18 protein-coding genes and 1 pseudogene are annotated in these 23077 nt (G+C 69.8%); 8 read left to right on the top strand and 11 right to left on the bottom strand.

Annotation, left to right across the window (positions count from 1 at the left end):
- Positions 1–26: 26 nt before the first annotated feature.
- Positions 27–1454 carry a molybdopterin molybdotransferase MoeA gene (locus HNR09_RS12830; protein WP_179542402.1) on the bottom strand — a complete coding sequence of 476 codons (1428 nt, stop codon included), beginning with the start codon at positions 1452–1454 and terminating at the stop codon, positions 27–29.
- 290 nt (positions 1455–1744) lie between these two features.
- Between HNR09_RS12830 and moaA the strand changes: the two genes are divergently transcribed.
- Both moaA and HNR09_RS12820 read left to right on the top strand, forming a co-directional pair.
- Complete coding sequence (gene moaA, locus HNR09_RS12825; RefSeq protein ID WP_179543190.1) at positions 1745–2827, top strand: GTP 3',8-cyclase MoaA; 1083 nt, start codon at positions 1745–1747, stop codon at positions 2825–2827.
- A gap of 4 nt (positions 2828–2831) precedes the next feature.
- The gene (locus HNR09_RS12820) at positions 2832–3173 is read left to right on the top strand and encodes a MoaD/ThiS family protein (protein WP_246348833.1); all 342 of its coding nucleotides are present in this window, start codon (positions 2832–2834) and stop codon (positions 3171–3173) included.
- Positions 3174–3281: 108 nt separating this feature from the next.
- Here HNR09_RS12820 and HNR09_RS12815 read toward each other — a convergent pair whose 3' ends face one another.
- The 5 genes from HNR09_RS12815 to HNR09_RS12795 form a co-directional block, all read right to left on the bottom strand.
- Positions 3282–3953, bottom strand: a complete 672-nt coding sequence (locus tag HNR09_RS12815) for a hypothetical protein (RefSeq protein ID WP_179542401.1) — start codon at positions 3951–3953, stop codon at positions 3282–3284.
- Positions 3953–4447, bottom strand: coding sequence for a hypothetical protein (locus tag HNR09_RS12810; protein WP_179542400.1), 495 nt, complete (start codon positions 4445–4447; stop codon positions 3953–3955). The genes HNR09_RS12815 and HNR09_RS12810 overlap by 1 nt, the downstream gene beginning before the upstream one ends.
- 135 nt (positions 4448–4582) lie before the next feature.
- Complete coding sequence (locus HNR09_RS12805) at positions 4583–5893, bottom strand: M16 family metallopeptidase (RefSeq protein WP_179542399.1); 1311 nt, start codon at positions 5891–5893, stop codon at positions 4583–4585.
- Between the two features lie 167 nt (positions 5894–6060).
- Complete coding sequence (locus HNR09_RS12800; protein ID WP_179542398.1) at positions 6061–6843, bottom strand: isocitrate lyase/PEP mutase family protein; 783 nt, start codon at positions 6841–6843, stop codon at positions 6061–6063.
- A 170-nt stretch (positions 6844–7013) separates the two neighbouring features.
- Complete coding sequence (locus HNR09_RS12795) at positions 7014–8570, bottom strand: TIGR01777 family oxidoreductase (protein ID WP_179542397.1); 1557 nt, start codon at positions 8568–8570, stop codon at positions 7014–7016.
- Between the two features lie 183 nt (positions 8571–8753).
- On the opposite strand from HNR09_RS12795, the gene HNR09_RS12790 reads away from it, so the two are divergent.
- Positions 8754–10886 carry a RecQ family ATP-dependent DNA helicase gene (locus HNR09_RS12790; protein ID WP_179542396.1) on the top strand — a complete coding sequence of 711 codons (2133 nt, stop codon included), beginning with the start codon at positions 8754–8756 and terminating at the stop codon, positions 10884–10886.
- A 73-nt stretch (positions 10887–10959) separates the two neighbouring features.
- On the opposite strand, the gene HNR09_RS12785 is transcribed toward HNR09_RS12790, so the two are convergent.
- The 5 genes from HNR09_RS12785 to poxB form a co-directional block, all read right to left on the bottom strand.
- Positions 10960–11340, bottom strand: coding sequence for a HepT-like ribonuclease domain-containing protein (locus HNR09_RS12785; RefSeq protein WP_179542395.1), 381 nt, complete (start codon positions 11338–11340; stop codon positions 10960–10962).
- Entirely contained in the window at positions 11337–11834 is a 498-nt protein-coding gene (locus HNR09_RS12780; RefSeq protein WP_218881940.1) for an XRE family transcriptional regulator, read from the bottom strand. Before HNR09_RS12780 ends, HNR09_RS12785 begins: the two co-directional genes overlap by 4 nt.
- Before the next feature lie 73 nt (positions 11835–11907).
- Positions 11908–12603 (bottom strand): TIGR03085 family metal-binding protein, encoded by a 696-nt coding sequence (locus tag HNR09_RS12775; RefSeq protein WP_179542394.1) that lies wholly within the window; start codon positions 12601–12603, stop codon positions 11908–11910.
- 108 nt (positions 12604–12711) lie between these two features.
- Positions 12712–13740 (bottom strand): GNAT family N-acetyltransferase, encoded by a 1029-nt coding sequence (locus HNR09_RS12770; RefSeq protein ID WP_179542393.1) that lies wholly within the window; start codon positions 13738–13740, stop codon positions 12712–12714.
- Between the two features lie 99 nt (positions 13741–13839).
- Complete coding sequence (gene poxB / locus HNR09_RS12765; protein WP_179542392.1) at positions 13840–15555, bottom strand: ubiquinone-dependent pyruvate dehydrogenase; 1716 nt, start codon at positions 15553–15555, stop codon at positions 13840–13842.
- Between the two features lie 283 nt (positions 15556–15838).
- Here poxB and HNR09_RS12760 point away from each other — a divergent pair, with 283 nt between their 5' ends.
- The 5 genes and pseudogenes from HNR09_RS12760 (at position 15839) to HNR09_RS12740 (ending at position 23075) form a co-directional block, all read left to right on the top strand.
- Positions 15839–16699 (top strand): hypothetical protein, encoded by an 861-nt coding sequence (locus HNR09_RS12760; protein WP_179542391.1) that lies wholly within the window; start codon positions 15839–15841, stop codon positions 16697–16699.
- A 35-nt stretch (positions 16700–16734) separates the two neighbouring features.
- A complete protein-coding gene (locus HNR09_RS12755) occupies positions 16735–18915 on the top strand; it encodes a YhgE/Pip domain-containing protein (RefSeq protein ID WP_246348830.1) in 2181 nt (726 codons plus the stop codon).
- A gap of 89 nt (positions 18916–19004) precedes the next feature.
- On the top strand, positions 19005–19586 hold the full coding sequence (locus HNR09_RS12750; protein ID WP_179542389.1) for a TetR/AcrR family transcriptional regulator: 582 nt from the start codon (positions 19005–19007) through the stop codon (positions 19584–19586).
- Positions 19587–19589: 3 nt separating this feature from the next.
- Positions 19590–20408, top strand: a pseudogene (locus HNR09_RS16620) (alpha/beta hydrolase fold domain-containing protein); the annotation flags it as partial.
- 1743 nt (positions 20409–22151) lie between these two features.
- Positions 22152–23075 carry a VOC family protein gene (locus tag HNR09_RS12740; protein ID WP_179542388.1) on the top strand — a complete coding sequence of 308 codons (924 nt, stop codon included), beginning with the start codon at positions 22152–22154 and terminating at the stop codon, positions 23073–23075.
- Positions 23076–23077 lie beyond the last annotated feature (2 nt).

Raw genomic sequence — 23077 nt, 5'->3', positions numbered from 1 at the left:
GGGTTCCGGCCTGGTCTCAGTTCCGGTCACGGCAACGTCCTTCCGGTCAGCAGCAGGGCCTCACGTTCGGCACCCGCCTCCACGTGGGTGTCCTCTTCGTGCAGTTCCAGAAGCACGTCGGCGCGGGCCAGATGGCCCAGCAGATGCGAGCTCGGCCCGCCCACCAGCCGAACCTCGGGAACGGGCTGGCCCTGCTCCGGGTCGGACGCAGCGGCCTCAGCCTCCGGCGCCGTGAAGACCGCGCGCCGGTACTGGGTGACCCCCGGCTTCGAGTCCACCGCCTCCTCCAGCCGTACGGTGAGCCGATGAGGGGGCGGGCATGCGGCGTCGAGCTCTGCGAGCGCGGGGCGCACCAGGGTCTCCAAACTCACGGCGCAGCTGACCGGATTGCCGGGCAGGCAGATCACGGCCACCGCGGGCTGGCGCCCCTGTGCAGGGATCAGTCCCCAGCCCTGGGGCCCCCCGGGCTGCTGCGCCACGGAGCCGAACTCCACGCCGCGGCTCGCCAGTCCCTGGCGGACCACTTCGAAGGCTCCGGCGCTGATTCCACCGGCGGTGACCAGCAGCTGAGGGTCATGCTCGGCCAACAGGGCCCAGACCACGTCGGTGAAGATCTCGACGTCATCGGCCGTGGCCGAGGCGGCCTGCACGTCGACGCCGAAGCTCTCGAGGGCCGCGATGAGCAGCGGAGTGTCGGCGTCGTACAGCTGTCCCGGCTGCAACGGGCTGCCGGGCTGTCGCACCTCGTCCCCGGTGGAGAGCACCAGGGCGCGCGCTCGGGGACGGATCCGCACATCGGGCAGCCCGAGGGCGGCGAGCAGGCCCAGCACGGAAGGAGTGAGCACGTCTCCCACGCTGAGGACCCGGTCCCCGGCCTGGACGTCGGAGCCGGTGCGGCGGATGAAACGGCCAGGCTGCAGGTCCTCCTCGGTCAGGCCGGTGAAGGTGACCTGCGCCGGTGAGGCGTCCCCGGCGTCCTCGGCGACGCCGGGTGCCGGGCGTGCGGGCAGGATCTGCTCGAAGCGACCTGCGGTGGTGCGCTCCACCGGGACCACGCAGTCTGCGCCCTCAGGGATGGGTGCACCAGTCATCACGGCGAGCACCGCACCGGGGGGAAGCTCAGGGGCCGCCGCGCCAGCCGGAACCACCCCCGCTAGGGGCAGGGTGCTCTCGCCCGCTGCGCCGCGGGCCTGGGTGCGCAGATCTTCGGTGCGGACGGCGAAGCCGTCCATCTGGGAGTTGTCGAAGCTGGGCAGCGGGCCGGGAGCCTCGACGTCGACGGCGGCCACCCGGCCCACCAGGCCGGAGTCGGTGACCCGGCGTCGTTCCGTGCGGGGGCGGGCCGGATCCTCCAGGGCTTCGGCCAGCAGACCGCGGAGTCTCTCCACGTGTTCGGGCACGGAGGTGCGGCGGGTGGCCGGGACGGACGGGGATGGTGCTGGTGCTGGCGCCATGGGTGCGAGTGTAGTACCCGCCTGTGACATGGGCGTCTTCTCCACGGCCCCAGGCGCCCCGTCGGACGATCACCAGCCGCCTGGAGGGCGGTCCACAGCCGATGCGGCGGGCCGGACCTGGGGTCATGCGACAGAAACACTCGGACCCGTAGCATGGGGGTATGGAGGAACTGGCCGCTGGGAACGCTGACGCCGAGGGCGCGCAGTTTGAGAGCGCCCAGTCGCAGGAGCCCTCCTCGGACACTGAGGTGCCGGCGTCTGCGAACGGGCCGCACCGTGTGCCGCTGGGCATGCCGAGCCTGCCGGCCCGGCCCGGCCAGCCCCTGCCCGGGGCCGAGGACGCTGATCCTGCCCGCGGGCTGCTGGACCGCTTCGGCCGGCGCGCCACGGATCTACGCATCTCGCTGATCGACAAGTGCAACCTGCGCTGCACCTACTGCATGCCTGCCGACGGGCTGCCCTGGCTCTCCAAGGACGAGCTACTCACCGCCGAGGAAATCCGCCGGCTGGTGCGCATCGGCGTGGACACCCTGGGGGTGCGCGAGCTGCGCCTCACCGGCGGCGAGCCGCTGGTGCGGGCGGATCTGCTGGAGATCATCGCCGGGATCCGGGCCGACCACCCCGACCTGCCGATCGCCATGACCACCAATGCCATCGGCCTCGAGCGCAAGGCCGCCGCGCTCGTCGAGGCCGGCCTGGACCGGGTCAACGTCTCGCTGGACTCGCTGCACCCGGAGACCTTCGCGCAGCTCACCCGCCGAGACTCGCTGGACAAGGTCCTGCGAGGAGTGGAGGCCGCCGCAGCGGCAGGGCTGACGCCGCTGAAGGTCAACGCGGTGCTGATGCGCGGGATCAACGAGCGTGAGGCACCCGATCTGCTGGCCTGGGCGCTCGCCCAGGGCTACGAGCTGCGGTTCATCGAACAGATGCCGCTGGACGGCGACCAGAACTGGCGCAGCGAAGGCACGGTCTCAGCCGCTCAGACCAGGGCGCTGCTCTCCGAGCGGTTCCAGCTGCAGCCCGATGCCGAGCCTCGCGCCGGCGCGCCGGCCGAACGTTTCGAGGTGCTCGCCCTGGACGGCACGCCGCTGGGACGGGTCGGGGTGATCGCCTCGGTCACCGAGCCGTTCTGCGCGGACTGCCGTCGCACCCGGATCACCGCCGAGGGCAAGGTGATGAGTTGCCTGTTCTCCCACCAGGAGGTCGACCTGGCCCACCTGCTGCGCGATCCGGCAGCCGACGACGACGCCGTGGCCCGCCGCTGGGCCGAGGCCATGTGGCTCAAGCCGGCCGCGCACGGCACCGATCGTCCCGGCTTCGACCTGGACTCCTTCACCCGCCCGGGCCGTTCGATGTCGGCGATCGGAGGATGATCCGATGACCACCGCACCGCACGACCCGGTCACCACGACCGCCGACGGGACCCTGACCGTGCGTCTCTTCGCGGCGGCCGCCGAGGCCGCCGGCGTCGAGGAGCTGGACCTGACACTGTCCGAGCCGACGTCGCTGGCCGCGGTGCTGGCGCGACTTCCCGATGCCGTGGGCACCGGTGATCCCGGCGAGCCCGGGGAATCAGGTCACCCGGGGGGCCTCGAGCAGCTGCCCCGCGTGCTGGCGCGCTGCTCCTTCCTGATCAACGGGGTGCGGGCCGCGGCGGAGACCACGCCGCTGAAACCCGGGGATCAGGTGGACGTGCTCCCGCCCTTCGCCGGCGGCTGAGCCGGGCCTAGCATTCCCTCATTCAGGTGCCTGCCATCCAGACGCCCGTCATCCAGGGGCCGCTTCCGCGCACGGTGACACCAGGACCGCTCCTCCACGGAGGATCGGTCAGTTGAGCTCGACGTCCGGCAGCTCGACGACCTCACGGTCACCGAGCGGCTCCTCCAGCTCCACCACCACGGAGACGTAGAGGGCCTCCTGGGTGCAGGGCTGGTCGGCGGCCTCCGGCAGTCGGCCGGAGACCGTGGCGATGCGGACCTCCTCAGCGTCCTCCTCGACCACCGTGCGGACCCCGTAGCAGCTCAGGTTCCCGGAGTAGAACATGACCTCCAGCTCCGTCTCGGAGAGCTCCTCGTAGGCCTCCCAGGTGGCCTGGACCTCCTCGATGAGCTCGGGGGTCTCCTCCACCTGCTGCGGCGTCGGCTCCGGGACGCCGGTGTCGCCGTCGCCGCTATCCTCAAGGTCTGTCTGGGCGACGTCGGAGTCCGGCTCGTCGGGATCGGTCATGTCATCGGGCCCCTGGGTCTCATCGGCTGCGCCGTCGTCGTCGGGACCCTGCGGCGAGGGCCCCGGTGCGGTGGTCACCGGGTCCTCATCAGGTTCGGGGGCGTCCTGCTCCCCTCCCCCCGCACATCCGGACAGCAGCAGGGCGCCCAGCAGCGGAGCTGCGAACGCCACCGCGCGGCGCCGTCGGCGCAGTCCGGGTCGTGTCCGCCCGGTGTGCGCCGATCCGGCGCTCGAGGATCCCAGGGTGGAACCATAGCGGCGTCGATCGTCCATCAGGTGCTCCTCTGCTGCGGGTCAAGGGTGCGCAACGTGTGTTCGCCCGGCCAGTGGGCGCTCAGCTCCTGCATCGCGGCGCGAGAGTCCTCCACGCTGACCACATACTCATGTCCGGAGGTGACGATGCGCAGCGTGGGCCCGTCGACGAGGTACTGCGTGGCCTCGGCTTCGGACTTCCGGCCCCACACGGCGATCAGCTGGGTGCGGGCGCCGGTGCGGATCTGCTGAACCGCCTGCCAGGGGACGATCTCGGCGGACCAGATCCCTGCACGCAGGCGCAGCCCTTCCCCGACCACGCTGAGCCTCACCCGCAGCAGCGAGGACCAGGCGAAGACCACACAGGCCAGCAGGATCCCACCCAGGACGGGCAGGGCGCTGGCCGTGGACCAGCCCCAGGCAAGTGCGGGAAGAGCCACGCCGACTCCGGCCAGGCAGGCGACCAGCTGATGGCGTCGGTCCAGCCCGACGTCGCTGATCAGCTGTTCCTCCATGCCGTCACTGGCCCTTCCGGGCATCCTGGTCCTCACCCTCCGGTCGTCCTCGGCGCCGTCGGCCGTCCAAGGGACCAGTGTAGGAGCGGCAGCGTGCCCCCGTCATCAGTGGGCCTCCACCCCGCGGCCTGGAGTTCAGCCGTCCCGACCGGGCCGGACGACCGTGGTCGCCCGCGGCGAGTCCGCCAGCCGGCCTGCCACGCTGCGCACGTCCTCGGCGGTGACGGCCTGCAGCTGAGCGAGCGTGTCGGAGATGTCGACGAACTCGCCGCGCACCAGCTCGGAGCGGCCCAGCCGGGACATGCGTGAAGAGGTCTCCTCCATGCCCAACACGGTCCCGCCGCGCAGCTGGCCCTTGGCACGGCTGAGCTCCTCCTCGGTCACCGGTGCTGTGGCGATGCGCTCCAGCTCAGCGGTCATCACCGCGATGACGCTGTCCACCTTCTCCGGCAGGCATCCGGCATAGAGGCCGTAGCAGCCCGCGTCGGTGTAGGCGGCGGAGAACGAGTAGGTGGAGTAGGCCAGGCCGCGGCGTTCGCGGATCTCCTGGAACAGCCGGGAGGACATCCCGCCGCCGAGGATCGCGTGCATCACCGAGAGGGCGAAGCGGTCCTCGTCGGCCGCGGAGAGGCCGCGGCCGCCCAGGATGACCTGCGCCTGCTCGACGGGCTTGAAATGCTCCTCCACCCCTGCGCGGACCGGGATCACCTGCTCCTGCCCCACCCGGCGCGGCGCCGGGTCCTGGGAGATCGTGGTGTCCCAGGCGGAGGTGTCCAGGGCCTCGTCGATCATCCGGCACAGCTGATCGTGGTCCAGTCCGCCGGCGGCGGTGATGACCAGCTCGTCCGGCCGGTACCAGCGGGTGAAGTGCGCGTGGACGTCGTCGCGGGTGGCCGTGCGGATGTCAGCAGGGGTGCCGCCGATGGGCCGCCCCAACGCGTGGCCGTCCATCACCTGGGCGGAGAAGCGCTCGTGGACGACGTCGTCGGGATCGTCCTCGGCCATGGCCAGCTCCTCGAGGATGACCCCGCGCTCGGTCTCCATCTCCTGCGGATCCAGCGAGGCGGAGGTGACCATGTCGGTGAGCACCTCCACGGCCATGGGCAGATCGGCGTCGAGCACCCGGGCGTAGTAGCAGGTGGACTCTTTGCCGGTCATCGCGTTGGACTCTCCTCCGACCGCGTCGAAGGCGGCGGCGATGTCCAGGGCGGAGCGGCTCGGAGTGCCTTTGAACAGCAGGTGCTCCAGGAAGTGGGTGGAGCCGTGCTGGTGCTGGGCCTCATCCCGTGAGCCCACCGCGATCCAGAAGCCGATGGTCACCGAGCGCTGGCCCGGCATGTCCTCGGTGAGCACCCGGACGCCGGAGGGCAGGACGGAGCGGCGCACCGTGGAGCCGGCGTCGGAGTTGAGGATGCCTTCGGTGCGGGGGGCGATGGTCACGCGCATGGGGTGAGGGTGCTCCTGCTGGATCGAGGGTGCGCCCGGCGTGGGACCGGGAGCGACGGCAAGGTGCCAGGGTAACCCAGCAGCCGCGAGGTCACCGGCCGGAACGCATGTGCCGCCGGCATCGCTGCGCCGGCTCAGCCCCGCCGGCCCTCGACGACGATGCCCTGCTACTTCCAGCCGTCGAGCACTCCGGAGGCCTTCTCCGCCAGCGTCATCTGCAGCAGCGGGCCGAAGCTGACCCGGGAGACGCCCAGCTCGGTCAGCCGTGCCAGACCGAGCCCGTCGGGGACCGCCCCCTGCTCCGGATGAGCTGTGACGTTCAGCGGGGTGCGGATCTCGGCCAGGATTGTGCTGAGCACCTCCTCAGAGGGCAGACCGACCGGGTAGAGGCTGTCGACGCCGGCCTCCTCCATGCGATGGAGCCGGTGGAGCGTCTCGGAGAGCGGGTCCTTGAAGTCCCCGGTGTGCTTGTAGACGTCGGTGCGCCCGTTGATCACCAGGTGGACCCCGGCCTGGTCGGCGGCCTGCCGGATCCCGGCCAGGTAGTCGGCATGCTCCTGGGCTGAGCGCATGGCTCCCCGGGAGTGGACGACGTCTTCGATGTTGATGCCCACGACGCCGGCGGCCAGCGTCCGTTCGACGAGTTCAGCCGGTGGGGTGTCGTAGCCGGATTCCAGGTCCGCGGAGACCGGGATGTCCACACCGGCGGTGATGCGGGCGATGGCCTCCAGGGCCTGCTCCAGGCTCATCGCCTCGCCGTCGGCCGCGCCGAGGGAGTCTGCCAGCGGGTGGCTGCCTACGGTGAGCGCCTCGAAGCCGGCTTCCTCGATGAACCGCGCGGACCAGACGTCCCAGGCGGTGGGCAGGACCACCGGGGCCTGCCGGTGGTGGAGGTTCAGCAGGGTGTCAGCGCGGGCGGCGAGCTCGGCGGTGCTGGGAGCGGGGGTCATGGTGTGGTCCTCTCGGGGTCTGCGGGAAGGGGGGGGGGGATCGGGGTGGATGAATCGGTGTGTGTGAAGCGAGGTGTGTGAAGCGAGGTGTGTGAAGCGAGGTGTGTGAAGCGAGGTGTGTGAAGGGGGGGGGGGGGGTGCGAGGCTGCGGGCTCGGGCGGAACGGCCGGTCACCGTCCCAGCACGTGCCGTAAGGCCTCCTCCAGGGTGGGGTGGCGGAAGGCGTAGCCGAGATCCAGAGCCTTCTCCGCGCTGGCGTTCTGGTCCGCCATGACCAGTTCCCGTGACCCCTGGGCCCCCAGCAGGAGCTTGGGGCCGAACGAGGGCGTGGGAAGCGCCGAGGGCCGCCGGAGCACCGCGCCGAGGCACCGGGCGTAGGCCCTCGCGGTGACGGGGGCAGGAGCGACGCCGTTGACCGGGCCTCTGGCCGACGGGGTCAGGGCCAGGTGGACGATGAGCCCCGCGATGTCATCCAGGCTGATCCAGCTCTGCATCTGGGGGCCTCCCAGCGGGCCGCCCACCCCCACGGCGAACAGCGGCAGCATCTGCTGCAGTGCGCCTCCGGAGGGTGACTGCACGAGGCCGGTGCGGATGGTCGCCACACGCACGCCTGAGGTCTCGGCCCGGCGGGCCGCGCTCTCCCAGGCCCGGCACACCTCGGCGAGGAAGTCCGTGCCGGAGGGCATGCTCTCGGTGAGCTGACCGGCGGCTCCGACCCGATCCTGCGCAGTGGCCCCGTACCAGCCGATGGCCGAGCCGCTGATCAGTGCGCGCCCTCTCGGGCTGGTCTCCTCCAGGTGGGCCAGCGTCTCAGCGAGCAGAGTGGTGCCGTCCACGCGCGAGGAGCGCACCCGGCGCTTGTGCTCATCGGTGAATCGGGAGGCCAGCGGCCGGCCGGCCAGGTTGATGACGACGTCCACGTCTGCGAGCGCCTGCTCGTCCAACTGCCCGGAGTCCGGATCCCAGGCGATCTCCCCGACTCCGGTCTCCGACTCCCCCGCCTCGGTCCGACTGAGGTCCCGACGGACCAGCCGCCTGACCTCGATGCCGGCACCGCCGAGCAGCGCGCAGACCTGGGTGCCGATCATCCCCGAGGCGCCCGAGACGGCGACCACCTGGGGACCGTCCGCGCAGGCGTCGTCCTCGACGTCCAGATGGGATCGACGCTCTCGCTGCTGGGAGGCCAGTCGGCCATGGCTCTGATGGAAGGCCAGGTCCTGGGCCGTCTGGTGGGCGCGGAAGGTGAAGACCCGGTGCAGCTCCTGCTCCAGGCTGTTCTGGATGCGGCGTCGCAGCGGACCGGGCAGGCGGGATTCGGCGGGATGCTGGTAGGTGATGGTCTCGCGCAGCAGGGTGCCCTGGCCCTGGTCCAGGAACTCCCGCTCGTGGCGCCAGCTGTGCATGGGTCCGGAGATCATCACATCAGTGAATCCGTGGCCCGGGCGGAAGTCCTCATGCCGGGAGTGCCAGGCCAGTCGGCTGCGCGGAGAGAATGGCAGCACGGAGCCGGCCAGGCCGGCGGCGGCGGTGGCGCTGGCCCCGAAGAGCCCAGGGAGGTTGAGCGTGATCTGGGATTCCGCGCCGTTGACGGGGCCGTCCTCCGGCTCGGCGAGGACCTCGCCGGCGAAGGGCGGGTGCAGCCGGGTCAGCGCACCGCGGCGGGTGTACCAGGCGAACACGTCGTCGCGGGCGAATGGCAGATACGTCTCATGATCGAATCGCGACATCGGCCCTCCCGGCCCGGACTCCTCGGCCGCTGACGGAGGTTCTTCCCGTCGGCGGCCCTCTGGCCGCAATCTATCACTCCCGCGGCCCTCCAGGGAGCCTTCCTGCGTCGTTGAGCAGGGCGTCTGACACGCGAGGAAGCACCGAGGGGCCAGCTGTCAGTCGGCCGTGGAAGAGTGGTCGTCATGACTGAGACTGCAGTGGACTCCGCCTTCCATGCCGAGGCCCGCGAGCGCCTCACCGCGCTGACGGGACGTGACGATGACTTCCGTCCGGGCCAGCTGGAGGCCATCTCCGCACTGGTGGAGCAGCGCCGCCGGGTGCTGGTGGTGCAGAAGACCGGCTGGGGCAAGTCGGCGGTGTACTTCCTGGCCGCGCATCTGCTGCGCAGCCGGGGGCGTGGGGTGAGCCTGATCGTCTCCCCGCTGATCGCGCTGATGCGGGACCAGATCGCTGCGGCCACCCGCGCCGGGGTGCGGGCGCAGGCGGTGAACTCGGCCAACGCCCACGAGTGGGACTCCGTGCTGGAGGCGTTGGCCGCCGATGAGCTGGACGTGCTGCTGATCTCCCCGGAGCGGCTGGCCAATCCGCGTTTCCGCGATGAGGTGCTGCCGGGGCTGCTGGATCGGCTGGGCATGCTGGTGGTGGACGAGGCCCACTGCATCTCCGACTGGGGCCATGACTTCCGCCCCGACTACCGGCGGATCGGGGAGATCGTCCGCAACCTGCCGACGGCGGTCCCGGTGCTGGCCACCACCGCGACGGCGAACTCCCGGGTGGTGGAGGACGTCGCCGCCCAGCTCTCCCCGGCCGGGGATGCCAGCGGCAAGGAGGTCCTGGTGCTGCGTGGCAGCCTCAGCCGGGATTCGCTGCGCCTGGGTGTGCTGACCCTGCCAGACTCGGAGCAGCGGATCGCCTGGTTGACCCAGCATCTGGGCTCGCTGGCCGGCAGCGGGATCGTCTATGCGCTGACCGTCTCGCAGGCGCAGGATCTCACCCGTCACCTGCGGGAGCACGGCCATGACGTGGTCGCCTACACCGGGCAGACGGATCCGGACGAGCGTGCCCAGCTGGAGCAGGCGCTGAAGGAGAACCGGGTGAAGGCGCTGATCGCCACCTCGGCGCTGGGGATGGGCTTCGACAAGCCGGACCTGGGCTTCGTGGTGCACCTGGGGGCGCCCTCGTCACCGGTGTCCTACTACCAGCAGATCGGCCGTGCCGGCCGTGCGGTGGACAACGCCGATGTGCTGCTGTTGCCCGGGCGGGAGGACGTCCGCATCTGGGAGCATTTCGCGCAGGCCTCGATGCCCACCCAGGAACGTGCTGATGCGGTGCTGACTGCGCTGGCCGAGCACCCGGAGGAGACGCTCTCGGTGGCCCGGCTGGAGGCGATGGTGGAGATCCGCCGCTCCCCGCTGGAGCTGCTGCTGAAGGTGCTGGAGGTCGACGGCGCGGTGCACCGGGTGCGCGGCGGATGGGTTTCCACCGGGCGTGGGTGGGTCTATGACGCCGAGCGCTATGACACGATCCTGCGGCTGCGCCGGGCCGAGCAGCAGTCGATGCTCGAGTATGAGCGGCTGCCTCCCGGGCAGTGTCGGATGGCGTATCTGGCCGCAGCCCTGGACGACGCCGCCGCCACCGCCTGCGGCCGCTGCGACACCTGCGCGGGGCCGTGGTTTCCCCGTGAGCTGGATCAGGACTCGGTCTCTGAGGCCCGGGTCTCGATGGACCGGGTGGGGGTGGAGATCGCCCCGCGCAAGCAGTGGCCCACCGGGCTGGGCGCCCTGGGACTCTCGCTGAAGGGCCGGCTGGGTCCGGGCGAGGTGGCCGCGGAGGGCCGGGCGCTGGCCCGGCTGTCCGATCTGGGCTGGGGCCCGACGGTGCGTGAAGCGATCCAGGGCGAGGACGCCCCGGTGCCGGATCAGCTGGCCTCTGCGGTGGTGCGGGTGCTGGCGGAATGGGGCTGGGAGCGGCGGCCGGATGTGGTGGTGTCGGTGCCCTCCCGGCGCCACCCGCGGCTGGTCGATTCCCTGGCCCGCGGGGTGGCCCAGGTCGGACGCCTGCCCTATGCCGGGGCGCTGGAGCCCGTCGACGGCGGGCCCTCCAGCTCACCGGAGGCGAACAGCGCCTTCCGGCTGGCCGGGCTGCTGGGCCGGTTTCGGGTGCCCGAGGAGATGGCGTCCCAGCTGCAGGGTGCGGCGGTGCTGCTGGTGGATGACGAGGTGATCTCCCGGTGGACGCTGACGGTGGCGGCTCGGGAGCTGCGCGGTGCCGGGGCGGATCTGGTGCTGCCCTTCGCTCTGGGCATGCGCGGCTGAGATGCGGCGCGGCTGAGGCGCGGCGGGGCGGGGCGGGGGCCGGCGGCGTGCGTGTCGCTCCGCCTCCACGGCCTCAGTGCGGGCCGTAGGGGTCCTCCGCCGGGGCCAAGCCCAGGAGCCGGCCCATCTCCGGGACGCTGCCGACGATGACCTCCCAGACCATGTCGTCGTGGATCGCCCCGTAGTCGTGGGCGATCTTGTTACGCATGTCTGTCATGTACCGCCACCGGACGCCAGGGTGCTGCTGCTTCCAATCGGCGTCGAGCCGGCGGCTGGCCTCGGCGATGATCTCTACGGCGCGTTCCGCGGTGCGACGTCGCAGGTAGGAGTCCTGGGAGGCGCCCATGTACATCTCGTAGCCGTCGGCGACGATGTCACGGCATACGGCCAGCTGCTCGGCGATGTCCTCTAGGAGCTCGGGGGTGCGGTCGGGGTGATGTCGGGGGTCGGTCACAGGGCGATCGACTCCTTCAGCGCCTGCTGGGCGCGGGCCCCCTTCAGCGGGCGTCCGGTCAGCAGGTTCACGTCGACCGGTATCCCCAGCAGTCCCTCCAGCTGGCGTTGGAGTCCGAAGATCTCCAGCGGCTGGCGCTGCTGCGGGTCGGCGTACTCCACAAAGAGGTCCAGATCGCTGGAGGCTTCCGCGGTGCCGCGGGCCACGGAGCCGAAGACACGCACGCCGGTGAACCCGTGGGTCTCGGCGGCCTGCTTGATCGTCTCCCGGTGGCGCTGGAGCAGCTCGGTAGGGTCTGGGGTCAGGGCCGCATGGAGTCTCTGCCGCATCGGTACGCTCAGGGGTCGGCGTCCGCTCTCGACGGCGGCGATGACCGACTGGGTGGTGCCGATCGCCTCAGCGAGCTGCTGCTGGGTCCGGCCGAGGGCGCGTCGGCGTGCCCGCAGGATCTCCCGCGGGGTCATCTCGTGCAGCGACGGAGCGACCTCATCCATGACTCCACGGTATAGCGGTCCCCTGCTATGAACCAGGGGCGGTCTGCCCGCCGCCTCCCCCGCGACGGGCGCGTCAGTGCCTGCGGAGGACGACGTCCGCGGCCTGCTCGCGGCCGAAGGCCCAGAGGATGAGCTCCCCGGGGGCGCCTTCGAGGCTGATCATCGGGTCTTTCGAAGACCCATGGGTGACGGAGCCGAAGCCGGGGCTGATGAAGGTGATACGCCGGTTGTGCTTGCGCGCGGCGGCCAGGAACAGCGTCCGGGAGGCGTGCTGCCACAGTCTCCGCTGGACCGCTTCGGGCGCCCGACGGCGGCGCGGCTGCAGCTCCGTTCCGACGGTCTCGGCATCAGCGGATTCAGTGTCGACAGATTCGGTGTCAGTCTGCTCCTCCTCGGAGGGGCTCAGCTCCTCAGCGCGCAGCACGTCCTCGGTGTGGACGAAGAACTCCACGGTGTTGACCGCGTCGTCCACAGCGCGGGAGCGGGCCGGGTGCCAGGAGGGCACTCCCGCCTCGATGCGATCCAGCAGCTCCTCGAAGTCCATCTTCTCGAAGGTCTTGTACTTCTCCCGCGCGGCGTCGCCGACGACGGGCAGCTCCTGGCCGAACACCAGGTGCGGCCGGGCGTCGCGGGCCGCCACATGGACGGCCAGATCGTGGGCGGTCCAGCCCTCACAGAGGGTGTGGGCGTGCGGACCGTGCTGCCGCAGTGCTCGGACCAAGGCCTGGCGTTCGGCGGCGGCGGTAGAACGGAGGGAAGGTGAGGTCACGGAGCATCCTGTCGTCGGGGGTGCGGGCGGGGGTCATCGGTCGTGGAGGAGATCATCAGGGGGCGGCGGGCCTTTGCGTGCCCGTGGCTCGTCCTTCGGCGCGTACGTTCACCACGGGCGGGCCAGTGCGGCCGGCATGCCGGGCAGTCCCTCTGGGGCGACCCAGAGCTGGCCACCCACGGTGGTGCGTCCCACGGCATGGGCATTGCGCAGCGAGGGGACGTTCTCCGGGTGGATGCTTCCCCAGAGCACTGTTCCCGGCTCCGGATGGGGCAGCTCCTCGCAGAGCCGCTGCAGCACGGCCGGGCCGTATCCGCGGCCGCGATGGTCCTCGTCCAGACAGATCTCCTGGACCAGGTGGCCGCTGAGGCCGTGGTCGTCGTCGCGCGGGGCGGAGACCACCCCGGCGGGCTCACCATTGGCGAAGATCTCGAACAGGGCGCCGTCCTCAGAGGCCTCCTGCAGCTCGTCGGAACCCGCCGGGGTCGCCCAGCGGGTGCCTTCCGGGTGGGCGGCGTAGATCTCGGCCACCCGTGCCGCGGCCAGGGTCGGGTCCATCGGCTCGAGGCTCACCCGCCGGTAGGAGGCCACCCGGGTGCGGTGGTTGATCCCCCGGATGAGTCCGGCCACCAGGTACTGGTCCACCGCCGAAGGGCCGATGCCCGAGGCGTCGTGGACCTCAGCGAGACCGGAGTCCGGGTCCCCGACGGTGAGCCGGGCGGTCAGCGGACGGAACTCCTGGAGGTCCTCCGCCGCCTCGGTGACGATCCTGCGGATGTTCTCCGGGGTCGGGCTCAGCGAGGAGGCGATGACGTCGACAAAGGGGCAGGTGAGATCGCGTCCGCGGAACCTGATGCCGATCACCGACCAGCCGCCGTCGTCGTGGGTGATCCGTCGGTCCGCCCAGAGCAGCGGATCCTCGACCTCGACGTGGACGTCATCGGCGGCGGCGGACTCGTCGGCCTGCACGAGGTCGCGGACTTCCGCCCCGAACTCGGGGTTCTCCAAGCGCTCGGCATCAGGCTCCAGCGCGGTGCGCAGCTGGGCCAGCAGCCGGTCCTGGGCGTACCAGTCCCTCAGCTGGAGGCCGGTCCAGGCGGCCCGGGCGGCGGCGAGATCATCGAGAAGTTCTCCCATGTCACGACCCTACCGAAGCCCGGCGGCCCGGCACAGGGGTGGTCGGTCGGGCTGCCCGATCAGGGGTGCCCGGTCAGGGGTGCCCGATCAGGCGGCCGCTCAGAACAGCTGGCGCCAGTTGGTGCGGGCCAGGTCCACCAGCTCGTCGCCGCGGCCGGAGAGCACCGTGCGGATGGCGTAGAGGGTGAAGCCCTTGGCCTGCTCTGCGGTGATGGCCGGCGGCATGGAGAGCTCCTGCCGCTCGGTGACCACATCCAGCACCGCGGGGCCCTCGTGGGCAAAGAACTCCTCCACCGCGGCCGGGAGGTCCTGGGAGGTCTCTACACGGATGCCACGGATGCCCATCGCCTCGGCGACGTCGGCGAAGCTCGGGTTGGTCAGGCCGGTGCCGTAGTTGACGAAGCCGGCGGCCTTCATCTCCACCTCAACGAAGTTCAGCGAGGAGTTGTTGAAGACCACGGTCTTCACCGGCAGCTGCGCCTGGGTCAGCGTGAGCAGCTCCCCGAGCATCATGGTCAGTCCGCCGTCGCCGGCCAGGGCGACCACCTGCCGGCGCGGGTCCGCGGAGGCCGCACCGATGGACTGGGTCAGCGCGTTGGCCATGGAGCCGTGGGAGAAGGACCCGATGAGCCGGCGTCGGCCGTTCATGGTCAGGTACCGGGAGGCCCAGACCACCGGGGAGCCGACGTCGGGGATGAAGACGGCGTCGTCGGCGGCGGCCTCGTCGATCAGCCGGGCCAGGTACTGCGGGTGGATGGTCCGCTTCGAAGGTGTGGCCAGCGAGTCGAGGTCCTTGCGAGTGCGACGGTAGTGCTTGGTGGCGCCGTCGAGGTGCTTGGAGCTGGCGTGGGCGTCCAGCCGGGGCAGCAGCGCAGCGACGGTCTCTTTCACTCCCCCGACCAGTCCGACGTCGACCCGGGTGCGGCGGCCGATCTGTGCGCCGCGGATGTCGACCTGCACCACGGTGGCGCCCTGCGGGTAGAACTGCTGGTAGGGCAGGTCGGCGCCGAGGACCAGCAGCGTCTCGGCGGCCTCCATGGCGTGATACCCGGAGGAGAAACCGAGCAGGCCGGTCATGCCGACGTCATAGGGGTTGTCGTACTCGACGTGCTCCTTGCCGCGCAGCGCGTGGACGATGGGGGCCTGGAGCCGCTCGGCGATCTGCAGCAGCTCGTCATGGGCGCCGGCCGCACCGGCGCCGGCGAGGATGGTGACCCGGTCACAGCCGTTGAGCGCCTCGGCGGCGGAGGCCAGGGCGTCCTCGGCCGGGGTGACCACGGAGCTGGTGGCCCGGATCGTCTCCGGCGCCGCCGTGATCTCCTTCAGGGCGACGTCCCCGGGGATCACCAGCACCGCCACGCCGCGCTTCTCGAGCGCCTCGCGCATGGCGATGCGCATGAGTCGGGGCATCTGCTCGGCGTGGGTGACGTGCTCCACGTAGACGCTGCACTCGCGGAAGAGCTCCTGCGGGTGGGTCTCCTGGAAGTAGCCGGAGCCGATCTCCTCGCTGGGGATGTGCGCGGCGATGGCCAGCACCGGGGTCCGCGAGCGCTGGGCGTCGTAGAGCCCGTTGATCAAGTGCAGGTTGCCGGGTCCGCAGCTGCCCGCGCAGACGGCCAGCTCACCGGTGACCTGGGACTCGGCACTGGCGGCGAAGGCGGCGGTCTCCTCGTGGCGGACCTGCACCCACTCGATGGTGCCGGCGGCGCGCAGGGCGTCGGTGAAGCCGTTGAGCGAGTCTCCCGGAATCCCGTAGACCCTCTGCACCCCGCTGGCGTGCAGGGTGTCGACCATGGTGCGTGCGACTGTGGGCATCGGATGTTCCCCTTCCGTGGCAGAGGGCGGCCTGTGACCGCCGGATCCTCGGCGGGGGCCGCCTCGAGCTGAGTCTAGGACTGTGCGCGGCTGTTGGCTATGAACGGAGTCACGGCGACGGGGTGGGCTTGGGGCAGGCTTCTGTCCCCGTGCTCTTCGTTCGTCCCCGAGGAATTCCACGGGGACGAACGAAGACGACGGGGACGAAGGAGGCGGAGGGCGCGAGATGATGCACTCCTCACATTTTTAGACTGACCAGTCAGTTCAAGCGTACGATGGTCGCATGCTGAGACTTCAGGATGTGGCCTTCGACGGTCATCGCGGTCGGATCCTCGACCCCACCAGCTTCTCCGCGGCCGACGGCGCCCTCTCCGGTTTGCAGGCCTCCACCTCTCTGGCGCGGACCTCCTTGGCGCTGATCAGCTCCGGACGGATGGTGCCGGACCAGGGCACGGTGCTCCTCGACGACGTCGAGGATCTGCGCGCACTCCGGCACCGGACTGCTCTGGTGGACTCCCCCGGCATCACCGCCCCGGAGCACCATATGACCGTGAAGAACGTGGTCTCCGAGTCGCTGGCGCTGCGGCCGCTGCGCAGTCGGGTGGGCCGCGAGGCCCGGCGGATCGGGGTCCGCGCCTGGCTGGCGGAGCATGAGGCGGAGGACATCGCCGGGGACCGGATCGACACGCTGGAGCCGCTGCGTCGGCTCGGCCTGCTCATCGAGCTGGCCTTCTCCGACCCGGCCGTCCGCTTCGCCGTGGTCGACTCTCCGGACCGCCACGACGTCGACATCGATGAGCTGGCCGACTTCCTGAGCGACCGTTGTGATTTCGACTCCGGCCGGTCCCTGCTGGCCCTGCTGGAGACGCCTCCGGTTCGGGAGGACATCACCTGCGCGTTCGCCGGCCACCACGATGAGCCGCCGAGTGCCGATGAGGAGTCCACCGCGGGAGTCGAAGGCGTCGACGAGGGCGGTCCAGAGGATGAGCTGGTCGAAGACCACGCCCTGGAGCAGCTCGCTGAGGACACGCCCGCTGACGAGGCTCCCCTGGCCGACGCTTCCGCTGAGGACGTGCCCGCTGAGGACGCAGCCGCTGCGGCGCAGAAGGGCGACCTGGATGACCTTCTGGAGGGCAAAGAATGACGTTCCTGCGACTCGTGCGCTCAGAGTTCGCGCGGATGACCAGCAGCTTCACTCCGCTGATCACGATCTTCGGGCTGGCGCTGGTGCCGGTGCTCTATGCGGGCATCTACCTGTATGCGAACTGGGATCCCTACGACAATCTGGAGCACGTCGACGCGGCCCTGGTGAACCTTGACGAGGGGGCGGACTTCGACGGCGAGCACCGCACCGTCGGTGACGACGTCGCCGAGGAGCTCATCGACGACGCCTCCTTCGGCTGGGAGACCGTCGACTCCCGGGAGGCCGCGGAGGCGGGCGTGGCCTCGGGCAAGCACCAGTTCGCGCTGATCATCCCGGAGGACTTCTCGGAGGCGCTGGCCTCGCCATCGAGCTTCGAGTCTGCCGATCAGGCGATCCTGGACATCACCACCAATGAGGCGAACAACTATCTGCTGAGCAACATCGTCAGCGTGCTGGCCTCAGAGGTCCATGAGTCGGTCTCCAGCGAGGTCGGCCAGGAGACCGCAGATGCGATGCTGACCGGTTTCGGGCAGATCCACCGGCAGCTGATCGACGCCGCCGATGGCGCCGGGCAGCTCCACGACGGCGCCGGCGAGCTCAGCGACGGCATCGGTGAGCTGCACTCGGGTTCCGTGGAGCTGGTGGACGGGGCCGGGGATCTCGACGACGGCGTCGATGAGCTGGTGACCGGCCTGGGTGAGCTCTCCGAGGGCACCGAGCAGCTCTCTGACGGGGCCGATGAGCTCTCCACCGGCGCCTCCTCGCTCTCCAGCGGGATGTCTGAGCTGCAGGAGGGCGCCGACGCGGTGGACACCGCTGCCGGGCAGCTCTCCGCCGGCGCCTCGGAGCTGAACACCGGGATCAGCACCCTCAGCGAGGGCGCCGGGCAGGTGGCCGACGGCAATGAAGCGCTCTCGAACGCCTCCCATGAGGCCAGCGACATCATCTCGGAGTTCGAGGCTTCGGCCGAGGGGCGTGCGGACCAGGCGGTGCAGGACCTCCTTGACGCCGGGGTGATCGAGGAGGAGCAGGTGGAGGAGGCGCGCGGCGCGCTGGATTCGGTGGCGGAAGACTCTGAGCTGATCACCCGCGCCCAGACGGCGCGCACGGAGCTGGGTGAGGCCCAGGAGGACATCGATCAGCTGGCCACCGGTGCGCGTGAGGTCGCTGATGGGGCCGATGAGCTGCTAGCCGGCAGCTCGACGTTGGCCGATGGTGCCGCGGAGCTGGCGGACTCCACCCCTGACCTTTCGGGCGGGTTGAGCACCGCCCGCGATGGTGCCTTGCAGCTGAGCTCCGGGGCCTCGGACCTCTCCGATGGTGCTGACACCGCCCATGACGGGGTGGGGCAGCTGGCCATCGGCGCCGGGGAGCTCAACGACGGCGCGACCGCGCTCAACGACGGCGCGGTGGCCCTGCGGGATGGTCTCCTCGAGGCCTCGGACGGCTCGGTGGAACTGGCCGACGGCGCCGAGGAGCTGACCGACGGACTGGATGACGGGGCCGAGGAGGTGCCGAACCCTGATGATGATGAGCGTGAGGAGATCAGCGAGGTCATCGGCAACCCGCTGAAGGTCAACCAGACGGCGCAGACCGAGGCCGGCAACTATGGGGCCGGGATGGCGCCGTTCTTCCTGGCCCTGTCGCTGTGGATCGGTGCGCTGGTGATGCTGCAGGTACTGCGGCCGACCTCCACCCGGGCGCTGGCTTCCAACGCCCCGTCGGCGTCGATAGCGCTGGGCTCCTGGGTGCCGTTCCTGCTGCTCTCGCTGACGCAGAGCCTGCTGCTCTACGGGGCCGTCGTCGCCGGACTGGGCCTGTCTCCGGCGCATCCGTGGCTGGCTCTGGCGGTGCTGTTCGCCGCGTCCATGGCGTTCTCCGCCCTGGTGCTGGGGGTGGTGGCGCTGCTGGGCAATCCGGGCAAGATGCTGATGATCCTGCTGCTGGTGCTGCAGTTGGTGGCCTCGGGCGGTACGTTCCCGCCGGAGACGCTGCCGGAGCCGCTGCAGGCTCTGCACCCGGTGCTGCCGATGAGCTACGTGGTCGATGGCCTGAGGCATGTCATCTACGGTGCGGACCTGGCTACGCTGTCCACTACGCTGGCCGCGCTGCTGGCGACCACCGGGGTGGGGCTGACGCTGCTGGTGCTGGCAATCCGGAAGAAGAAGATGTGGAGCCTGAAGCGGCTCCAGCCGGCGATTGAGGAGGCCGCATGAGCGCGGTGAGCGAGACTGACAGCGGGCCGCAGGCAGCCGCGGGTTCACGAGCGAGCTCACGAGGAGGTCCACGGCGGGGTTCAGCCCGGGTGCGTCTGCTGCAGGCGATGATGGCCCTGGATGATCACCGCAGCGTGCAAGAGCATTCCGTGGAGGAGCTGGCGGCGATCGCCGGTGTGGCCAAGGGCTCGGTGTACTACCAGTTCGGTTCCAAGGAGAACCTGGTCCGGCAGATGCTGGTGCATGGGGCGGAGGAGCTGCAGCGCATCATGGATGACCTCGACGACGTCGGCGACCTCGCCTCCGTCCGGGCCAGCCTCACCGCGCAGATCCGTGCGGCCTTCGCGTTCCTGCGCGAGTACCCGTCCTTCACCGGACTGGTGGCCTATGCGTTGGCTCGACGCCGGGATGACGAGTCCCAGCAGCTGCGCGCCGAGAAGGAGGCCATCGTAGGTCTGCTGACCGACCGGCTGGCCCGGCTCGACGCGGCCCGAGTGGCTGAAGGGCACGCCGAGACGCCGTCGTCCCCGGCCCGGCTGGAGATCATGGCGACCTCCCTGCTGTCGGCGGCGGTGACGTTGAGCATCGAGCAGCACACCACCCACCAGGAGTGGTCCGAGGAGGACTGCGTGCAGGCGCTGGTGGCGATGTCCGCCGGAGGGCTGGGGTAGGGCATGGGTGAGTCGAAGCAGGATATGAGCCTGACCGCCAGGCTCCTGCCTGCAGCCATGCGGCTGCGGCGAGCCAACCGGAACTACCGCACTCGTGCACACGTGCGTCGGCATCTTGACAAGCTGAAGCTGCGGCCTCGACCGGTCAACCCGCCGAAGCGACTGCGCCGGGACGTCACGGTCACAGCCACCTGGGACAGAGGGTGGCGCATCTACACCATCTCCCCTGCCCATGCTGAAGCGCACGGCACTGTGGTCTACCTCCATGGAGGGGGCTGGATACATGAGGCTGCGGGAGCCCATTGGCGGTGGGTGCAGCAACTCGCCCACGAGGCATCGGTCTCGGTAATCATGCCGGTGTATCCCCTCGCCCATGAGGGCGGCACGGCGGAGACGGTGGTGCCGCGCATCGCGGAGCTCTGTGAGCAGCATGAACAGCAGATGGTGCTCATGGGCGATTCCGCCGGGGGCAGCATCGCGATGTCGGCAAGCCTCCTACTGGCGGAACGCCGCGTGCCGACCGCTCTGACCGTGCTGGTCTCGCCCGCGCTCGATCTGCGATTCACCAATCCTGAGATCGACGCCGTCCAGCCCTCGGACCCATGGCTGGTGAAGAAGGGCCAGCTCGAGGTGGCGGAGATGTGGATCGGTGAGCATGGAGAGGATCCCATCCTCAACCCGATCCTGGGAGGCTTCCAAGGCATCAGCGGCGTGATGATCTTCAGCGGCACTCGAGACATCTTGAACCCGGACACCAGGCTCTTCGTGCGCAACGCCCGCGAGTCTGGAGTGGATGTGGAGTTCCATGAGCAGCCCGGGCATCTGCATGTCTACCCCCTGCTGCCGACTCCGGAAGGGCGGAGGGCACGACGGCGGATCGTCGAGTCCGTCCGGGAAATCAGCTCCGCGCAGGTCGCCCGAGGGCTCCCTCGACGACGCGAGGACGACCGCGCTACGGCGAGGGGAACGGCTCGGTGGACGGGAGACCACCATGCTCCGGGTACGTGTCCGCGACTACGGATGCCCAGAATGTCGTCGCCCCGGAAAGCACGGGCAAGCAGTGTTCATCGAGGCAATCGACCCCCTGAGCCGCGCGGTGCCGCAGCGGCAGCCCGAGGTGATCAACGGCCGATGGGAACATCTGCGTGGAACCGCTCTGGCATTCCGACACCTGGCCAACCGCATCCTCCGGGCCCTGCTGGATACCGGAGGATTCAGCCCCTTGCTACCCCCTCATCTGCGATGAGCTCCTGACGTCCGAAGAGCCCTCTTGCGGGCTTTACTACCGTCCAGCAGTGCCCTTAGGGTCGAATAGTCGAGCTCCCCGCCTGAGAGGTTTCCTCCGATGCAAGGACGAGCATTTCTGACGACAGCAGGAAGTGGAACATTAGGTCTTCTCGCCGGTAGTCACTTCGTCGGAGCTACGCCTTCTCGAGCAACCTCTGCGTCAGCGCGAGGCTCCTCTAACGGGGCGGCCGCTCTCACCTCCGCCGAGACCGAAGCGCAGCTTGAGGCGCAGATCGAGGAGATCCTGAGCGCCCTGGAGGACCTTCCTGAAGATCTCCGGGAAGCTCCGCCAGAGGATCTTCCAGACCGCAAGGCGCGGCTGAGTCAAGAACTCGGCGACCTCACCACAGTTGATCCCGAGCTCACCGTTAAGGTCCTCGGAGTCAATTCCGTTATCGACGCTTGCATGGTCTAACGACACATGTTGCGTCTATTCCGAGCATCTGAATATCTCCCATCGTTCGGGGCTGCGGTCTTCGGTCATGCGTTTCTCGCCCCGATCTGGTTCGCTGTTCTTTTCCTCAGCAGTGCGGCCACCGGCAACTTCCTACTCCTTGACCCTCCTGACATCGGGACGATGGCTTGGACTGGGACTATGACGATCCTGATTTCAGAGACAGTGAACCTGATGACCTACCGTGTAGAGGCTGTCCGGCAACAACAACTCACGCCTTCCTCGATATGGGTCACCGGAGCATACGCTCTTGTCCCGGCCATCACCGGACTCACTTCTGGGGCAATCCTGGATTCTGTCGCGTGGGGCGTTGTCGTGGGTTCTTGCGCCTTCCTGACGGTTTCACAGATTCTTCTGTGGACCTTCAAGCCGTGGAAGCAAGGGCGAACTAAGAAAGTCCTCGACGCGAGTATCCGTCACGCGATACGAGACGTTGACTGAGCTATCCAACAGTTCAGGATGGTCTCCGCCGTCTAGGGCGTCTCCTGTGAGTCATCGCAGCCACAACACGGTGCTGGCGATGGTGAGGGTCAGACCCGTAGCCGTTCATAAGCGGTCTTCCAGGACTCGTAGCACTCGGGCAGATCTCGCCACCGGTAGCCTCGGCGATTGGCGGGAGGCAGAGGTTCGATGCGTTCCCAGTCTTTGTCCGTGAGTTCTCCACGACTAGAACATGGACCAGGGCTTACAGGATCGCGATCAGGTCAACAGCACCCACGCCGACGCACCGGGGAACAATTCGCCGCATCTCCACGTTCTCACTTGTAGCAACAACCAACTGGTCTCCTGATCCCCGGGGCCCGACGACGCAAGGACGATCGCCCATGGACACCCAGCACTCCCCCGCCGCTGACGGCCGCATCCTGAACCCCGCCACCGGAATGGATGCGGTCACCCTGCGGGTGGGTGACCTGGAGGCGATGTCCGCCTACTACGAGACCGCCCTGGCCATGGAGCCGCTGCAGGAGCGCACCCGGGGCCGGGAGGTCCACCGGGTGCTGGGCCGCGGCGCCACCCCGATGGTGCGGCTGATCCACACCCCGGATCTGCCGAGCGTGGATCCGCGCGAGGCGGGCCTTTTCCACACGGCGTTCCTGTTCGAGGACGAGGCCTCCCTGGCGGCCACGGTGCACCGGGCGGCCCAGCATCCGCAGTCCCGGTTCGTGGGCTCCAGTGATCATCTGGTCAGCGAGGCCTTCTACTTCACCGACCCGGAGGGCAACGGCATCGAGCTCTACCGGGATCGGCCGCGGGACACCTGGGAGGTCCACGGCACGCAGATCCGCATGGGCACCCGCCCGCTGGATCCGCGAGCGTATCTGCGCCGCCACCTGGACCAGGAGGTGCTCGACGCCGGATCGGCCCGGGCCGGGAAGGTGGGGCATGTGCACCTGCAGGTGGGCGACGTCGCCCGTGCCCGGGAGTTCTACGTGGGCGCGGTGGGCTTCGACCCGACCGCCAGCCTGCCGGGGGCGCTGTTCGCCTCGGCCGGCGGGTATCACCACCACGTGGCGATGAACACCTGGAACAGCGGCGGGGCTGGGCCGCGCGCCTCCCGGTTGGGGCTGGGGGATCTGGCGATCACCGTGCCCGGCCGAGAAGACCTGGACGCCCTGGTGGCACGCTACCGGATGCGGGGGCTGAACTTCGACGACGACGGCCACCGCGTGGTGACCACCGACCCGTGGGGTACTCAGGTCTCAGTCGCAGTACCCGGGACCGAGACTAAGGAGCTGCTCAGCCGCTGACG

This window comes from Nesterenkonia xinjiangensis, assembly GCF_013410745.1.
Taxonomy (GTDB): Bacteria; Actinomycetota; Actinomycetes; order Actinomycetales; family Micrococcaceae; genus Nesterenkonia; species Nesterenkonia xinjiangensis.
This window is presented reverse-complemented; position numbering and strand designations above follow the sequence as displayed.

Coding starts and splice junctions, on each gene's coding strand:
- HNR09_RS12770 (WP_179542393.1), bottom strand. CDS start 13,740: ATGGGAGAACTTCTCGATGATCTCGCCGCCGCCCGGGCCGCCTGGACC.
- HNR09_RS12810 (WP_179542400.1), bottom strand. CDS start 4,447: ATGGAGGAACAGCTGATCAGCGACGTCGGGCTGGACCGACGCCATCAG.
- HNR09_RS12800 (WP_179542398.1), bottom strand. CDS start 6,843: ATGACCCCCGCTCCCAGCACCGCCGAGCTCGCCGCCCGCGCTGACACC.
- HNR09_RS12830 (WP_179542402.1), bottom strand. CDS start 1,454: ATGGCGCCAGCACCAGCACCATCCCCGTCCGTCCCGGCCACCCGCCGC.
- HNR09_RS12790 (WP_179542396.1), top strand. CDS start 8,754: ATGACTGAGACTGCAGTGGACTCCGCCTTCCATGCCGAGGCCCGCGAG.
- HNR09_RS12815 (WP_179542401.1), bottom strand. CDS start 3,953: ATGGACGATCGACGCCGCTATGGTTCCACCCTGGGATCCTCGAGCGCC.
- poxB (WP_179542392.1), bottom strand. CDS start 15,555: ATGCCCACAGTCGCACGCACCATGGTCGACACCCTGCACGCCAGCGGG.
- HNR09_RS12780 (WP_218881940.1), bottom strand. CDS start 11,834: ATGGATGAGGTCGCTCCGTCGCTGCACGAGATGACCCCGCGGGAGATC.
- HNR09_RS12740 (WP_179542388.1), top strand. CDS start 22,152: ATGGACACCCAGCACTCCCCCGCCGCTGACGGCCGCATCCTGAACCCC.
- HNR09_RS12795 (WP_179542397.1), bottom strand. CDS start 8,570: ATGTCGCGATTCGATCATGAGACGTATCTGCCATTCGCCCGCGACGAC.
- HNR09_RS12805 (WP_179542399.1), bottom strand. CDS start 5,893: ATGCGCGTGACCATCGCCCCCCGCACCGAAGGCATCCTCAACTCCGAC.
- moaA (WP_179543190.1), top strand. CDS start 1,745: ATGCCGAGCCTGCCGGCCCGGCCCGGCCAGCCCCTGCCCGGGGCCGAG.
- HNR09_RS12760 (WP_179542391.1), top strand. CDS start 15,839: ATGCTGAGACTTCAGGATGTGGCCTTCGACGGTCATCGCGGTCGGATC.
- HNR09_RS12755 (WP_246348830.1), top strand. CDS start 16,735: ATGACCAGCAGCTTCACTCCGCTGATCACGATCTTCGGGCTGGCGCTG.
- HNR09_RS12820 (WP_246348833.1), top strand. CDS start 2,832: ATGACCACCGCACCGCACGACCCGGTCACCACGACCGCCGACGGGACC.